Annotated in this window: 19 protein-coding genes and 1 riboswitch; of the genes, 9 read left to right on the top strand and 10 right to left on the bottom strand. The window is 45.0% G+C overall.

Going from position 1 to position 15728, the window contains the following annotated elements:
• The 3 genes from L7D49_RS18525 to L7D49_RS18515 all read left to right on the top strand — a co-directional run.
• Positions 1–315, top strand: a 315-nt coding sequence (locus L7D49_RS18525; protein ID WP_238083626.1) for a transposase, incomplete at its 5' end; no start/stop codon positions are given.
• Positions 312–1208, top strand: coding sequence for an IS3 family transposase (locus L7D49_RS18520; RefSeq protein ID WP_238083628.1), 897 nt, complete (start codon positions 312–314; stop codon positions 1206–1208). The genes L7D49_RS18525 and L7D49_RS18520, both read left to right, overlap by 4 nt.
• Positions 1209–1324: 116 nt before the next feature.
• A complete protein-coding gene (locus L7D49_RS18515; RefSeq protein ID WP_238083697.1) occupies positions 1325–1666 on the top strand; it encodes a hypothetical protein in 342 nt (113 codons plus the stop codon).
• 32 nt (positions 1667–1698) lie between these two features.
• Here L7D49_RS18515 and L7D49_RS20250 read toward each other — a convergent pair whose 3' ends face one another.
• Positions 1699–1821: a hypothetical protein gene (locus tag L7D49_RS20250; RefSeq protein ID WP_269136059.1), complete on the bottom strand. Its 123-nt coding sequence runs from the start codon at positions 1819–1821 to the stop codon at positions 1699–1701.
• 95 nt (positions 1822–1916) lie between these two features.
• Entirely contained in the window at positions 1917–2348 is a 432-nt protein-coding gene (locus L7D49_RS18510) for a DUF2935 domain-containing protein (RefSeq protein WP_238083695.1), read from the bottom strand.
• Between the two features lie 184 nt (positions 2349–2532).
• Between L7D49_RS18510 and L7D49_RS18505 the strand changes: the two genes are divergently transcribed.
• From L7D49_RS18505 to L7D49_RS18495, 3 genes are all read left to right on the top strand, one after another.
• On the top strand, positions 2533–3186 hold the full coding sequence (locus L7D49_RS18505) for a GntR family transcriptional regulator (protein ID WP_238083693.1): 654 nt from the start codon (positions 2533–2535) through the stop codon (positions 3184–3186).
• Between the two features lie 135 nt (positions 3187–3321).
• Positions 3322–3726, top strand: a complete 405-nt coding sequence (locus tag L7D49_RS18500) for a CidA/LrgA family protein (RefSeq protein WP_238083690.1) — start codon at positions 3322–3324, stop codon at positions 3724–3726.
• Positions 3696–4388 (top strand): LrgB family protein, encoded by a 693-nt coding sequence (locus tag L7D49_RS18495; RefSeq protein WP_238083689.1) that lies wholly within the window; start codon positions 3696–3698, stop codon positions 4386–4388. The genes L7D49_RS18500 and L7D49_RS18495 overlap by 31 nt, the downstream gene beginning before the upstream one ends.
• Positions 4389–4440: 52 nt before the next feature.
• Here L7D49_RS18495 and L7D49_RS18490 read toward each other — a convergent pair whose 3' ends face one another.
• The 7 genes from L7D49_RS18490 to L7D49_RS18460 all read right to left on the bottom strand — a co-directional run bounded on the left by L7D49_RS18490 (position 4441) and on the right by L7D49_RS18460 (position 12803).
• Positions 4441–5799, bottom strand: a complete 1359-nt coding sequence (locus L7D49_RS18490) for an APC family permease (RefSeq protein ID WP_238083687.1) — start codon at positions 5797–5799, stop codon at positions 4441–4443.
• 22 nt (positions 5800–5821) lie between these two features.
• Entirely contained in the window at positions 5822–6532 is a 711-nt protein-coding gene (locus L7D49_RS18485) for a cysteine hydrolase family protein (protein ID WP_238083685.1), read from the bottom strand.
• A gap of 172 nt (positions 6533–6704) precedes the next feature.
• Positions 6705–6889, bottom strand: a riboswitch (Lysine riboswitch).
• 197 nt (positions 6890–7086) lie between these two features.
• Positions 7087–8202 (bottom strand): mandelate racemase/muconate lactonizing enzyme family protein, encoded by a 1116-nt coding sequence (locus L7D49_RS18480; protein WP_238083683.1) that lies wholly within the window; start codon positions 8200–8202, stop codon positions 7087–7089.
• Positions 8199–9359 (bottom strand): M20 metallopeptidase family protein, encoded by a 1161-nt coding sequence (locus L7D49_RS18475; RefSeq protein ID WP_238083681.1) that lies wholly within the window; start codon positions 9357–9359, stop codon positions 8199–8201. The genes L7D49_RS18480 and L7D49_RS18475 overlap by 4 nt, the downstream gene beginning before the upstream one ends.
• Before the next feature lie 27 nt (positions 9360–9386).
• The gene (locus L7D49_RS18470; protein ID WP_238083679.1) at positions 9387–10778 is read right to left on the bottom strand and encodes a YfcC family protein; all 1392 of its coding nucleotides are present in this window, start codon (positions 10776–10778) and stop codon (positions 9387–9389) included.
• Between the two features lie 133 nt (positions 10779–10911).
• Complete coding sequence (locus L7D49_RS18465) at positions 10912–12222, bottom strand: hypothetical protein (protein WP_238083677.1); 1311 nt, start codon at positions 12220–12222, stop codon at positions 10912–10914.
• Positions 12219–12803 (bottom strand): hypothetical protein, encoded by a 585-nt coding sequence (locus L7D49_RS18460; protein WP_238083676.1) that lies wholly within the window; start codon positions 12801–12803, stop codon positions 12219–12221. Before L7D49_RS18460 ends, L7D49_RS18465 begins: the two co-directional genes overlap by 4 nt.
• A 132-nt stretch (positions 12804–12935) precedes the next feature.
• Between L7D49_RS18460 and L7D49_RS18455 the strand changes: the two genes are divergently transcribed.
• The gene (locus L7D49_RS18455) at positions 12936–13256 is read left to right on the top strand and encodes a DUF3889 domain-containing protein (protein WP_238083674.1); all 321 of its coding nucleotides are present in this window, start codon (positions 12936–12938) and stop codon (positions 13254–13256) included.
• Positions 13257–13328: 72 nt separating this feature from the next.
• Here the strand turns inward: L7D49_RS18455 and L7D49_RS18450 are convergent, their stop codons facing one another.
• Positions 13329–13820: a hypothetical protein gene (locus L7D49_RS18450; RefSeq protein WP_238083672.1), complete on the bottom strand. Its 492-nt coding sequence runs from the start codon at positions 13818–13820 to the stop codon at positions 13329–13331.
• Between the two features lie 587 nt (positions 13821–14407).
• On the opposite strand from L7D49_RS18450, the gene L7D49_RS18445 reads away from it, so the two are divergent.
• Together L7D49_RS18445 and L7D49_RS18440 are read left to right on the top strand one after the other, a co-directional pair.
• Positions 14408–14704 carry a transposase gene (locus L7D49_RS18445; RefSeq protein WP_238083671.1) on the top strand — a complete coding sequence of 99 codons (297 nt, stop codon included), beginning with the start codon at positions 14408–14410 and terminating at the stop codon, positions 14702–14704.
• Positions 14701–15597 (top strand): IS3 family transposase, encoded by an 897-nt coding sequence (locus L7D49_RS18440; RefSeq protein WP_238083628.1) that lies wholly within the window; start codon positions 14701–14703, stop codon positions 15595–15597. The genes L7D49_RS18445 and L7D49_RS18440 overlap by 4 nt, the downstream gene beginning before the upstream one ends.
• Positions 15598–15728 lie beyond the last annotated feature (131 nt).

Raw genomic sequence — 15728 nt, 5'->3', positions numbered from 1 at the left:
AAAAAGGGCGTGTCAAATATGGGCAAACATCAACGGCAGGAAGTGAAGGAACATATCGCCAAGCTTCTGGTAGAAGAAGGGCGGAAAGCAACGGACCTTGCATATGAATTCGGGATGAGTCCCTCGACCATACGCAATTGGGCGAAGCAGTATCGGGAAAAGCAGGAACGACTGGCGAATCCGGATGGCCAGCTCCACACATTCTCCGAGATGGAGAAGAAGCTCCGAGAGGCTGAAAAACAGCTGAGAGACCGGGATGAGGAGCTTGAAATCTTAAAAAAGGCCATGCATGTCTTCATGAAAAGCCGAACGTGATCTATTCGTACATCCGAGACCATAAGGACGAATATAGCGTAGTGAAGATGTGCCAAGTACTCGAGGTATCGAAAAGCGGCTTCTATAAATGGGCTTGCCAACAAGCCCAAGACGACAGAACAGAACGGACGGCCTGGCGAGAGGAACTCAAGCGAATGATCGCTAAATCCTATCATGAAAGCCTTGGCACCTATGGAAGTCCCCGTATTCTTGAAGACCTCAAGGAATGGGGCTATTCTGTATGCGAGCGGACCGTCGGCCGGCTCATGAAGGAGATGGGGCTGCGCGCTGTACCGGAAGTGAAATTCACGACGACAACGGATTCCAACCATAATCAGTTCATCTATCCGAACCTGCTGGAGCGTAAATTTCTCGTCGATGCGCCGAATAAGGTCTGGGTCGCCGACATCACGTACATCTGGACGATGGAAGGCTGGCTGTATCTGGCGAGTGTCATGGATCTCTTCTCTAGAAAAATCGTCGGTTGGAGCCTAGAGGCCACCATGGTGACAGAGCTGCCGCTTCAGGCATTGGAGAAGGCGCTGCTTCTGCGAAATCCCGAGGGAGAGCTTTTCCATCATTCCGATCGTGGTTCCCAGTACTGTTCAACGGACTATATCGACCGACTGAAGTGGAATAACTTTCAGATTAGCATGAGCCGAAAAGGAGATCCGTACGATAACGCCTGCATCGAATCATTTCATGCCACTCTTAAGAAAGAGTTAGTTTATCGCCGCCGCTTCAGAACACGGAAAGAGGCACGAGAGGCCATCAGCCACTACATCGACGACTTTTACAACACGAGAAGACGTCATTCTACGCTCGGTTATCTATCGCCGGAAACGTATGAAAAAAAAGCGGGCTTCCAACTCTCAGAGCGAACAGTTTCGTAACAGTTTGACAGTCGTGATCATCGGTTCGCTTTTGAACCGATGATCATGACTGTCCGAGCAAGCGAAGCGCGGTAGGGTTTTAGAAAGGAATTATCATTTTTTAGCTGTCCACTTTATTGACAGAAGACCATTCAGCCGCGGTTTCTGGCGTTCGTTTCGTTATTCTGGCGTTCGGCCACGGTTTCTGGCGTTCATTTCGTTATTCTGGCGTTCAGCCGCGGTTTCTGGCGTTCATTTCGTTATTCTGGCGTTCAGCCGCGGTTTCTGGCGTTCGTTTCGTTATTCTGGCGTTCGGCAACGGTTTCTGGCGTTCGTTTCGTTATTCTGGCGTTCAGCCGGTTTTCTGGCGTTCGTTTCGTTATTCTGGCGTTCAGCCGGGTTTTCTGGCGTTCATTTCGTTATTCTGGCGTTCGCCTCTTCATATTGGCGTTCAACCTGGTACCCGCTCAATCAAATAAAAAACACCAGCCATCCGCCCGGCCGGTGCTTCTTAACTTGCGCTCTTTTGTAAGTCCTCATATATTGCACGCGCTTTTTGTTCCGCACGCTCTTTATCTTTGGCATATACAGTAATTAGTTTGTTTTCAAAGATAAAATTCCATTGTTTTGACATCTTCATCACCTGCCTTCATGTAAACCACCTTTTATCTATTCCACGTTTGCAGGTGCGTTAAACATTATTCTGTTAATAATTTTCTAGAGCAACCTTCAAGCCGGAGTATGCCCATATAAAATAATTCGGGCGATGCCCACAAAATATTCTGACTCTCGAATTATATGATTGAGGAGTGTCTTGGCGAACGGATTATCTTTCGCTGCTGCGCTGTTCGCCTCAATTTCTCGGCATAGGTCAATAAACTTCAAGCTCTCGTCCAGGCAGTATTTGATCAGTTCCGTAACTTGCTCTTGGAGCTCCTCAAATGTATACCCCATCCGATTGACCGTTTCCACGTAGCTCACGACTTGCTGATGAGTTTCCGTCAACGCTTGTTCCCACTCTTTGAGTGCTTGCACATATTCCGGCTCCAGTCCATTCAATGCCTCCCGAATGACTTCCGTATGCTCCGCCTCCTGGTGTTTCCAAAACTCCGCTTCATCCAGCAAACGCAAAGGCATTTGATTTCCATAATAATATTGCATGCATGATCCCCTTCCTCCACAGTACATGTTACTGTATGAATTACGAAAGGTTATTATGCGGACAATGAATAGATTTCCTGCACAATTGCTTGAGAAATGAATTTGCCCAACTTTTATTATGGTGATATACTTTAATTATATCTGGTATTCCAGATACCAGCTTTCCTACTTCGGAGGGGATACGATGGATTTAAGCAAAATAGCACAACCTGAACTTTTTAAGGACCAGGCTTACAGGGAGATTAAAAAAGCGATTATCTCATATTCCATAGAGCCTGGCGCTATGCTTTCTGAGCGCTCTTTAAGTGACAGTCTTGGAATTAGCCGGACTCCATTGAAGCTTGCCTTGCAACAGCTGGAAGTGGAGGGATGGGTATTGTCCGTTCCCCGAAAAGGTATTTTTGTGAAAGATATTACTGAGACGGATGTCCGGGAAGTGTTTGAGCTCCGGCGCGCCAATGAAGTGCTTGTAGTCGAACTTCTCATTCCTTTGTTGAATGAAGAGACATTGCATCAAATTGAATTAAATTACAAAGAACTAACTGACGAGAAACATGATGCTTTTAAAGTAGTGCAACTCGATTCAGAGTTCCACTTATATCTTGCAGAGCTAAGCCGAAACCGCCGGCTGCATCAATTAATAAAAAATCTCACAGACCACTTTCAATGGTTCGGGATGGCTGCATTAAAGTCGGGCAAAAGCCTAGAAGAAATTATTCAGGAACACGGCTCTATTATTGAAGCGCTGCGTTTGCGGGATGTGGCACAAGCCAAAAAAGCAGTGCTGCTTCATCTGGATAATACGTACCAATCCATCAGCAAGAATTTGCAGAATTGAGCACTCGTACCGCATAACAGAACAAATCCACATTTCGGAAAGACGAATTCAAAACATCCCACTTGTCATGTGATCATCTTAGAAAAACAAACTAGAAAGAAGGAAGTTGTTCCTCAGCGGAGGAGCAACGTTTACATGAAACCTCTTATTATTTGCTTACAAATAGGCATCCTCTTTATTTTTTCGTATATTGGCACTGTGATACAGAATTTCTTCCATTTAATTATTCCCGGAAGCATTATCGGACTGATTCTCCTCTTTCTTTGCTTATGCTTGAAAGTGGTGCCTGTCCAATTGATTGATCAAGGTGCTGGCTTTTTGCTAAGCATCTTAACGTTATTATTCGTACCAATGACGGTCGGTATCATGAAATTTCCTTTCTTGCTCTCTTGGCAAGGCTTGCTTTTATTCGCGGCTGTCCTTGTCAGCACCATTCTTACAATCGGGATTTCCGGACTATCCAGCCAATTCTTTGAGAAGAGTGCAGAGAAAAGGAAGGAGGACAAAAAATGCAACAAGCAGTATACGCATTCCTCATGATCCTTTTGACGTTCGCTTGCTTTTTTATGATGGCAAAGCTTTATGCAAGGCTCGCCTATGCATTTTTAATACCAGTGTTAACATCTACCTTTTTGATCATAGTGATTCTAGTTGCCTGTAAAATTCCATATGAAAGCTACATGGAGGGCGGTAAGTGGATCAATTCGCTTCTTGGCCCTGCTGTCGTGGCACTAGCTTTTCCCCTATATAAGCAACGGGAGTTTTTAAAGAAACACTTGGTTCTCATCGTAGGAAACGTGGCCATCGCCGGTTTCGTCGGAATGGTGAGTGTGGCGCTGATTGCCAAATGGATTCATTTAAACCACTCCTTGACCCTTTCCATTCTCCCTAAATCGGTTACAACCCCCGTCGCGATGGCGGTGGCCGACGGCTTAGGTGGCCGGGCGTCTATGGCAATTGTCGGCGTCATGATTGCAGGGATATTCGGTGCCATGTTAGCTCCATACATCTTTCGCCTCTTCGGTGTGGAAAGTCCTGTCGGCAGAGGAATCGCCCTCGGCAGCGCCTCCCACGCATTAGGAACATCAAAAGCTGCCGAATATAATGAGCTTGCGTTTTCGATGGCCTCTGTATCCATGACATTGAATGCAATATTGAGTTCATTGCTTGCCCCCATCATAGCTTGGCTATTATTTCGTTAAGTTGAGATATAAAAAGAGTGCCGGAATTTATCCAGGCACTCTTTTTACATTGTTACATCTCGGCCAGCGCAGGAGGCAGTTTCTTAAAGCCTTTCGTCGTCACGAGCGAATAGATGACCCCAAGGGCAAGCCATACAAAACCGACCTTCAGTGTCGTATGGGACAAGTTAATAAATAGATAGAAACAGATAAGAAAACCAAAGCCGGGAAGTAAGAAGTAGCGGACTATTTTGCGTTCCTTTTTACGGAAAAAGTAATAGACGATGACCGATAAGTTTACGAACATGAAACCTGTCAGTCCGCCAAAGTTCATTAATTCGGCGACCAAATTAATCGGTAAAAAGATCGCTCCCACAATACTAATTCCACACATTAATAAAATATTGTACATAGGTGTTTGATACTTAGGATGCAACCTTGTGAAGAACTTTTTCGGCAGCACTTCATCACGCCCCATACTGAACATTAGACGTGAAGCACTCGCTTGTCCTGTCAAACCTGCGGTAAATGTGGAGACGATAACAGCTACTGTAAACAACGTCGCTAACAGTGCACCGCCTGCACGTTCCGCCACCTCGAACAAAGCCGTATCTGCAGATTTGAAACTTCCTACATCCGGCCAGACAAGCTGCGCCACATACGCTTGCGCAATGAAAATGATGCCGCCAATCAAGCAGGAAAGAATAGCCGCTTTCCAAATATCATTTTTGGGGTTCACTGCTTCTTCAGATAATGTCGTTATGGAGTCAAATCCTAAAAAGGAGAAGCAGGCAATCGCTGCGCCCGAGACGATCGCTCCGATTGCGAACGTATCACTGGCAAAGAACGGTGTAATGGAAACTAAAGCGGACGCCCCCTCTTCTACTGTGATCGCTTTTATACAAAAGATCACGAAGATGGCGACGATGACTCCCATGAATAAAACGAGAATCCGGTTCGTTTTAGCGGCCATCTGCATGCCGAGAATATTAATCACCGTAATCACGCCTGCTATGATGAGCACCCATACCCAATAAGGAATAAACGGAACTAACGCGTTGGCGTATGACGCACCGATCATAAAGACAATGAGCGGAACCAGAACATAATCCATAAACATGGCCCAGCCAGCGAAAAAGCCCAAGTGCGGATTGATCGCACGCTGTGTATATGTATAAGTGGATCCCGAAACAGGAAAAGCTGCAGCCATCCGTCCGTAGCTATATGCTGAAAACATCATGGCGAACATTGCGACCAAATAAGATAGCGGCAGCATCCCCCGTGTCAGCTGGGAAGCATAGCCATAAATATAAGCCGGAGCGATTGGTGTCATAAAGGCGATTCCGTAAATGACCAGGTCCCTCAGTTTCAGAACCCGCTTAAATTGCGGAGCCGCTTGATCTGTTGATGTGTTTTGCTGCATGGTCGTCATCTCGCCCGCTTCCTCTCTATCCTTAAACTAGAATTTCTTCTTGTAATTGTTCCTCAATCAACTGAATCGTTTCTTCCGTACTCATCACTTGGCAATAGATTTGATTCATGATCATGATTTCTGCGTCATGCAATTGTTGTGTTGCCGCGGCACATGCATCTTCCACCAAAATCACTTCAAATCCGGCATCTGCTAAACTGCGGACAGTGGAAGCGACACATTGGTCGGTAACCACGCCCGTGCATACGACCGTTTCAATGCCCATATTGCGTAGTAGGAATTCATAGTTCGTTCCGCTCAATACGCTGTCCGTTGTTTTATTAACGACAATTTCATCATCCAGCGGCTTCAGCTCCTCCACCATTTCCGCTCCCGGATCGCCGATCGGCAGTAAAATATTGTTCCATCCTGGACGGCGCTGTACTGGTGAACGATCGCGGCCGTTTTTATGATGGCATGCAATGCGGCCAAATGTTACTTCCAGTTGGTTACTACGGAAAAAGTCCAGCAGCTTTTTATTGTTTGGAACGACAATGTCATCAATCCGATCGAAGAAGTACTCCCACTTATCAAACATGCCGCGTTCTCGGGCTAATTTGGCATCTAAGCCATCTCTACTAATGAATTGATGTTGCATATCAACGATCAATAAGGCAGTTTTCGCGGGATCGACAACCATTTTCCCTTCCTCAGTCGGGGCGAATTCGTAGTACAAAGTTTGTTGGTTTTCCATCATAATTTCCTCCAATTCACAGCCGTATGGACTGCATGTTAGTAATTCAGAAATACAAAAAGGAGATTCTTCATGTGCTAAAGAATCTCCAAAGGCAATAAAAAAAGACTATATCTTTCCAGAAGAACCGGAAATGATGCAGTCATTCCAAATTCCTCGCCTTTTTATCTCAAGTGGAGATAGCACAACTTAATAAATCGGCAAATTTATTAAGACAGTCCTGTAATTATTCATTACAGGCCCAGTACATAATGGCGAGAACTCATTACATACTTCGGCGACATTTCCTTCTTCATAGCATCCACGTCTTCCCGGACTCCGCTATGCGCTAATAAATATCGCGCCTCTACCTCACCTGCGTAAGCAGCGAGGTCTATTAAATTATAGGTTTCATTCTAGTACTCGTATCTAGCCTCTGTCAATGAATTTTTTTATTGTTCATTTCATTGCAAAGATAATAAACCCTTCCGAGGCTTACTCCAACAGGCATTCCAGGAGTTAGAATAGAGTGCTTAAAAACTCCAAGCACTCTATTATTATCTCCGTAAAACTCCTCAATTCACTTCAATCTTCACATAGTCACTAGTCAGTTTTTCAAGGATGGCTTCGTCCACCTCAATACCAAGGCCAGGACGTTCAGAAAGATAGACAAAAGGAATTTGGAAATCCAATTGTGCCACGTCCTCGCTGAACATTAACGGACCAACAAGTTCATTGCTCTTAATCCTTTTTTTAGCTGTGGATAAATGCAATCCCGCTGCAGATGCGATAGCAGACTCCACCATGGAGCCGACTTGGCATGTGTAACCTGCCAGCTGAGCTTGGTGGACAATATGCGTAGCAGGATAAATACCTCCGCATTTCATGAGCTTGATATTAACCATATCCACTGCTCGTTTCACCGTAATTTCATACATTTCCTTGTCCCCATGAAGACCTTCGTCGATCATGACAGGGATAGACGTCTTTTGTTTAATTTCTGCTAAACCGTCAATATCCGTTGCGATGACCGGCTGTTCAATCCAATCAATATGGCAGTCGGTAATTCGCTGAAGGACATACATCGAATCGGCGCTTGTTTCCCAGCCTTGGTTGGCGTCCACTTTCAGTGCGATTTCCGGTCCGACTGCTTGTCGAACCGCCCGGATGCGCTCTACATCAAGGCGTTTATCTGTCCCTACCTTCAGCTTCAAGGTCTTATACCCTTCCGCCACCGCCTGCTTCGCTTTTTCAGCCATTTCCTCCGGCGATAGAATGCTTATAACTTTTGGAAGCTCCAGTTTGTCATAATACCGTCCGCCGAGCAAATTATAGACGGGCTGATTTGCCGCTTTTCCCATGAGGTCGTAGCAAGCGATATCGAGGGCCGCTTTCGCAGTCGTCGCACCTAAGATCGTCTGATTCATCTTGTTATGAATTTTCTCGATATCGAATGGGTTTTCTCCGATCAAAACAGTTGCCAATGTCTTGCTCAGCACCGCGAAGACACTTTCCCATGTTTCACCTGTTACGTGTTCATCAGGCGTCCCTTCTCCATATCCGACAAGTCCATTGTCCGTTCGCAATTTCACGACGATGGACGGCATGTCCTGATACGTATGGTAACTGATGATGAACGGGTCGATAAGCGGAAGCCGGATCGCATATACCTCGACTGATGTAATTTTCAATTCCCTGCTCCCTCCTTCATGTACTCCAGCAGACTCGTTGTGAATAAATCCACACCGACAGCCAGCATCTCTTCATCGATATCAAATTTAGGATGGTGATGTCCATATGGATGCGAGTCCTTGCCGATTCCGATGAAAATATAGGATGCAGGTATTTTTGTTGAGTAATAGGCAAAATCCTCACTGCCCATAATCCCTTCAATTCGCTGTACCCGCTCTTCCCCTACTAGAGACTTTGCCTGCTTTTCCATAAAAGCGGTTAGGTTGACATCGTTCAACAGCGGTGGATCACCATGTTCGTACGCCAGTTCATATGCTGCGCCATGTGCATTGCAAATCCCGTCAACGATTGCTTCGAAACGTTTACGTATTAAGAATGACGTTTCTTTATTGAAATACCGGACGGTCCCGGATGCCATTGCCGTGTCAGGGATAACATTATAATTAGACCCGGAATGCAATTCTCCGATACTGAGCACCGCTTCTTCCTTCGGATCCAAGCTTCGGCTCACAATCGTATGGAGCTGCGTAATGATCGTCGAAATAATTAAAGTCGGGTCGATGGTCTGCTGCGGCATCGAACCATGCCCGCCTTTCCCTTTAATCGTAAGGGAGAAACGGTCCGCCCCCGCCATCGTTGCCCCTTCCCGTATGCCAATGACACCTGACGGAATAGGTTGCCATAGATGATAACCGAATATCGCATCCACTCCATCCAAAAGCTTTGCCGCTACTAGCTCCATCGCACCGCCCGGAAGTTCCTCTTCTGCGTGTTGGAAAATCAACAGAATCGTTCCGTTAATCTCTTCCTTTTTCGTGACAAGAACTTTTGCCACGCCGAGAAGAATTGCCATATGGCCATCGTGCCCGCAAGCATGCATGACATTGCTGGTCTTCGATGAAAACGGCAAACCCGTCTCTTCATGAATCGGCAGGGCATCCATATCAGAGCGAATTCCAATTATCTTCCCATCGCCATCTCCTTTGATAATGCCGATAACGTCCTTTCCTGTTAGAGAAAAAGTATCGATTCCAAGCTGATGAAGCTGCTGTGCAATATATGCTTTCGTCTCTCGCTCCTGATGAGAAAGCTCCGGATGCTGGTGTAAGTAACGGCGCTGCTCAATAACCCAATCCATTAATTCTTGTTGTTTCAAAGCTTTTTTCCACCTCTTCAATCAAAATTATGAAAACCCAATCACATGGGCCACTGTAACGAAAATGGCACCCAAGATGTAATGAATGATGATCAATGGGAAAATCCATTTCACCCATTTCGACCAAGGGATTCGTGCTAATGCAAGTCCAGCCATGAAGTAACCGGAAGTTGGTGTGAAGATATTCGATATTCCATCCCCAAACTGGAATGCTAATACAGCAGTTTGCCGTGTTACGCCGACCAAATCAGAGAGCGGCGCCATAATCGGCATCGTCAATGCGGCCTGGCCACTTCCCGATGGAATGATATAGTTTAATAGACATTGGACAACATACATGCCGAATGCCGCGAGAACTGAAGGCAATTCGCCAATGGTTGAAGCAAATGCATGCAAGATCGTGTCCATGATCGAGCCGTCCTGCAACACAACGAGTATCGCATTCGCAATACCGACAACTAGTGCTCCCATGACAAGTACCCGGCATCCTTCAATAAACGATTCGGCAATGGTGTCGAATTTCATCTTCCCAACAAGCCCCATTGCAATTCCCATTAATAAAAACAAACCTGCGATTTCAGTCAAATACCATCCATACTTAATGACACCAATTGCAAGTCCGACCAATGTTGCCAGTAGAATCAAGAAGATGATCTTATGGCGTGTCGTCATCTCTTCCATTTCCGTAATCTTCTCGAAATCCTGCTCTGTCCCATACAATACGCTTTTCGTAGGATCCGCCTTCACCTTCTTCGCGTATCGCATGACATACCAAATACTTACACTTAAGAAAATAACCCATAAAACAATACGGAATACAAGCCCCGAGAAAATCGGCAGCTCTGCGATGCCTTGTGCAACACCGACTGTAAACGGATTCATAAAAGCTGCCGTGAAGCCCGCAGAAGTTCCTAATAACACGATGGCCGCCCCGACAAGGGAATCATAACCAATTAACACCATTAACGGCACAAGAATTGTGATGTACGGAATCGTTTCTTCTGCTAATCCGAGCATGGCTCCGGATAACGCGAAAAACGTCATCAAAATAGGAATCAGCCAATATTCCCTGCCGCTCATTTTTTTAGAAATTGTACCGACAGCAGCTGAAATGGCTCCCGTCGCATGTAAAATACCAAATGAACCGCCAACGATGAAAATATAAAAGATAATGCCGGCAGAGTTCAGCATCCCTTTATGAATTGCTTGAAATATGCCTAAAAAGCTAGTTGGCGAAGACTCTACAAAATGATAGGTACCATCCACTACAATGGTCCGGTTATTCTCATCCACCATCTTGTCGTATTCACCCGCCGGTACCAAATACGTTGCAATCGCTGCCAAAATAATAATGGAAAACAGGATAACATACACATGCGGTACATGGAACTTCCTTTTTACTTTCACTTGATCCCCCATTGGTTTCCCCCCAATTATTATACGTCGGTATATAGACGCTAACTTGGAACAATAGTATCGGAAATCAAAAAAATAGTCAACAACTATTTTGACTATTTTAAATCGAGGGACCCTTTTATTATTTCTAACACTATTAGTCAGGCAGATCTAATCGATACACGGCTCGCGGGCGTCCATTCTGATAGGGTTGCTCTTCTCCGATAACTTGCAGCCAGCCAACGTCCATGTACTTCTTCAACATTCTTTCAGCACTCCGCTTTGTAATTCCGAAATAGTCGGCTATGTCACTAGACGTAAAACGGTTTAGCGGCCTGGATTTCTGAAATTGAATCATTTTGATTACATTCGTCACACTAATTTTAAGTGTTTTCGCTAATTGGATAATCTGTTCATCATCTGTTAATAAAACATGCTGTTCCTTCGTTGCTTGTGGATTAATGACCATTTTATCTTCTGTAACGACAATAAAGGAATGTGACGATTCTTGCTTTTGGGCATACGATAGCGCAATGGTAGCGTTATTATTCGCATCTACAAGGGTCATGCCAAACCCGGATCCGAGATGAAGGTAAACGGATAATTGATCAGCGATGGAGTAAACAGGATGTAGCAGTTCCAGATGCTCCATCAGAAATTCGATGCCTCCCTTTGTTCCATAAAAAACAAACGATTCCTTCGTCAACTGTTGTACCGAGCCATTGACTTGCTTGGACAATTCCTGCAAGCTTCCTAAGAGGGGCTCCAATTCTTCTGACGAAAGCTCAAGTTCTTTGTCTTTATTCGAAATGGACATCGTACTGACCGCCACTTGGGAAAGCTCTGTTCTTTGAAGCAGCCCCTTATGTTTAGCATCCTTCAAAGCTTCCAAAATCGTCTTTTCCGCATCCACCATCCGCAAACACGGCAATCCCTGACTGACCAAATGATCGTATACCGCATGAATGCTTGTAATCGCAAGATCCGTTTTCCCTGCGTTCCACAATTCCAGATGGAAATCGATCATTGGTTTCATTTGGAACGTCATACTCTTATCCGTTTTTACCCACGCAAAATCCTTCACATAAATTGGTTCGGGATTCATATGTAATTGCTCGATAATAATATCCAAATTCTTGCGATCCGGCAGGTCGATCGAGATTCTATCCAGATCAGCAAGACGATGGTGCACAACGGATAATAGTGTCAATGAAACATTCAATTCATTATCAGCGATATAGACAGCCGGTTTATCAAACTCCCCTGCCAGCCGTTCTGCATGTACAAAAGGCAGGATGCCGGAAAATAAGTAGACATCACACTGACTTGCTTGTGGCAACAGCTCTCCCAAATCTCCCACGGTCCGATAAGGAAAGGCTTGTATTGCTATATTATCAATATGATTTTCATACCGTTTCACTAAATTCACGGTCTCTTCCGAACCGAATAATGCAATGATGGTAATCAATTGTCCAGCCCCTCCTTTTTCTTACTAAAAAAATAAGATTGATCTTTCAATTCATGTTCGCCATAACTAATAAAGTAGTGAAGGTACTCTTCATTCCCTGCAGCCTTACTTTTATAACTCAATGTAATCTCAATATGAACATTTTCATGATGTACTTCTTTCAACTCAATTGAATTAAAATCAACATAATCATGATACAACTTAGTTAATTCACTAAATAAATTAGCTGAATAAGTGTATGGATATTGTACATCCAATATATCCTCATTCTCATAATAAATTGCCAACAAGTATTGATACAGATGATCTGTCGCGTACATATATCCAATATAGTCCCCTCTGGATAAATCATCAGCTTGTGAACGCAATTGATCCACCACATATTGTAACTGCTGATGTCCCGCATCATAGGTCATGGGAATCTGTCGCTTTACCGTCTCAACTGATTGAATCATTTCATCACTTAAATGATTGATTTGCTCTACACTAGCATTAAAATTGGTCAATTCACTATTCTGCGCTTGACATCCTGCCACAAATAAAAGCATGCCACCAAGACAAAAGGATATGATTCTTTCCACGTCTTCTCTCCTTGTAATGCACTTATTGGAATCATAACACAACTCCATTACACTCCATGTCAAATTTACACAGATAGGTTGCGAATGATTTGTAAGGCATGACGCATGATATGGTAAAGGAGAGTTTTCTATATGAAAAAAGTATTGATGAGCCTTGGATTGCTGCTTCCACTCGCCCCGGCAACTTTCCACGAATCCAGCATTGAGGCCGAAACGCCAGCCTACGCAAAATGGAGCCAAATCGCAATAAAAGAAACAAAGGCTCGGTACCCCAATGTGAACATTGTTGACTATTTTCATATCGGAAGCACTTCGGAAGACGGAGTGACCAAAGAACAATTCAAGCTATGGCTGAAAGACGGTAAACGCGAATTTGGTGTCTTTGTCACGATTACTTATTGGTCTGACACAGGAACACTTAAGGATATAGAATTCCGTGAAACGGATAGGTAGCAGTGAATTCGGCGCTTATTAATAGAAAATGCAATGGAAAATCCTGCTCAGGAAATCCTAAGCAGGATACGATTAACACATAACAATAACTTGTGATGGCGTCGTTTGAGCAGGAATGCTTCTTGTCGTAGCGCTATACACCACAATCAACTCCCGATTGCCCGGATTCCTTGTAAACGCCTGCCCATTCTCCAGAACAACTTTCGTTTGCCGCGACAAATTCAGCTTCAGCGTCCCTTTGCTGTTCACCAGCTGGTTATTAAAATAATCAACATCAACAAATTGGCCCGCTTGATTTTTCGCCATCACGACCGCCCGATATTGCGGCGGATAAATGAACGGCACCGGCAAATCTGCATCATAGAAGCCTGTCACCTGGTCGCCCACTTTCACTAACACATGATCCACAAAGTAGGTGGAAGGCTCCACAACGAAATTTACAATCGATCCATTCCTGCCCTCCACCGTAAACAATTTATAACATCCGGTCATCATATCATTCGGCCCCATCATAAAATCAGTAATCGCCGTCACCCTGCCGCTCACCGCTTGAAAATTCACCATTTCCCTGCCTCCATCCTATCAATCATACGCCTAATTAGAATATGCCAATTCTTGCTTGGGTGTTCGTGGTGACGGGCGGCAGATTCTTTTTGCTGGCCGGATAATGTGCGGGGGGTTTATTGAGTTGAACGTCAGGTTAGCGGGCTGAACGCCAATAACTCTAGCCGAACGCCAATAAGTCGAAACGAACGCCAATAACTCCAGATGAACGCCAATTAATCGAAACGAACGCCAGTAACTCCGGGTGAACGCCAGAATACCGAAATGAACGCCAGAATACCGAAACGAACGCCAGATTAACAAAATGAACGCCAGAATACTAAAACGAACGCCAGATTAACAAAATGAACGCCAGAATACTAAAACGAACGCCAGATTAACAAAATGAACGCCAGAATACTGAAACGAACGCCAGATTAACAAAATGAACGCCAGAATACCGAAACGAACGCCAGATTAACAAAATGAACGCCAGAATACCGAAACAAACGCCAGATTAACAAAATGAATAAAGTTAGACTTAAAAGTGGACACAGCCGAGCAGATTTCGACATACTGAAACTACTAAAAAAAAGGGCGTGTCAAATATGGGCAAACATCAACGGCAGGAAGTGAAGGAACATATCGCCAAGCTTCTGGTAGAAGAAGGGCGGAAAGCAACGGACCTTGCATATGAATTCGGGATGAGTCCCTCGACCATACGCAATTGGGCGAAGCAGTATCGGGAAAAGCAGGAACGACTGGCGAATCCGGATGGCCAGCTCCACACATTCTCCGAGATGGAGAAGAAGCTCCGAGAGGCTGAAAAACAGCTGAGAGACCGGGATGAGGAGCTTGAAATCTTAAAAAAGGCCATGCATGTCTTCATGAAAAGCCGAACGTGATCTATTCGTACATCCGAGACCATAAGGACGAATATAGCGTAGTGAAGATGTGCCAAGTACTCGAGGTATCGAAAAGCGGCTTCTATAAATGGGCTTGCCAACAAGCCCAAGACGACAGAACAGAACGGACGGCCTGGCGAGAGGAACTCAAGCGAATGATCGCTAAATCCTATCATGAAAGCCTTGGCACCTATGGAAGTCCCCGTATTCTTGAAGACCTCAAGGAATGGGGCTATTCTGTATGCGAGCGGACCGTCGGCCGGCTCATGAAGGAGATGGGGCTGCGCGCTGTACCGGAAGTGAAATTCACGACGACAACGGATTCCAACCATAATCAGTTCATCTATCCGAACCTGCTGGAGCGTAAATTTCTCGTCGATGCGCCGAATAAGGTCTGGGTCGCCGACATCACGTACATCTGGACGATGGAAGGCTGGCTGTATCTGGCGAGTGTCATGGATCTCTTCTCTAGAAAAATCGTCGGTTGGAGCCTAGAGGCCACCATGGTGACAGAGCTGCCGCTTCAGGCATTGGAGAAGGCGCTGCTTCTGCGAAATCCCGAGGGAGAGCTTTTCCATCATTCCGATCGTGGTTCCCAGTACTGTTCAACGGACTATATCGACCGACTGAAGTGGAATAACTTTCAGATTAGCATGAGCCGAAAAGGAGATCCGTACGATAACGCCTGCATCGAATCATTTCATGCCACTCTTAAGAAAGAGTTAGTTTATCGCCGCCGCTTCAGAACACGGAAAGAGGCACGAGAGGCCATCAGCCACTACATCGACGACTTTTACAACACGAGAAGACGTCATTCTACGCTCGGTTATCTATCGCCGGAAACGTATGAAAAAAAAGCGGGCTTCCAACTCTCAGAGCGAACAGTTTCGTAACAGTTTGACAGTCGTGATCATCGGTTCGCTTTTGAACCGATGATCATGACTGTCCGAGCAAGCGAAGCGCGGTAGGGTTTTAGAAAGGAATTATCATTTTTTAGCTGTCCACTTTATTGACAGAAGACCAT

The organism is Sporosarcina cyprini (assembly GCF_022048975.1).
GTDB classification, from domain to species: domain Bacteria; phylum Bacillota; class Bacilli; order Bacillales_A; family Planococcaceae; genus Sporosarcina; species Sporosarcina cyprini.
This window is presented reverse-complemented; position numbering and strand designations above follow the sequence as displayed.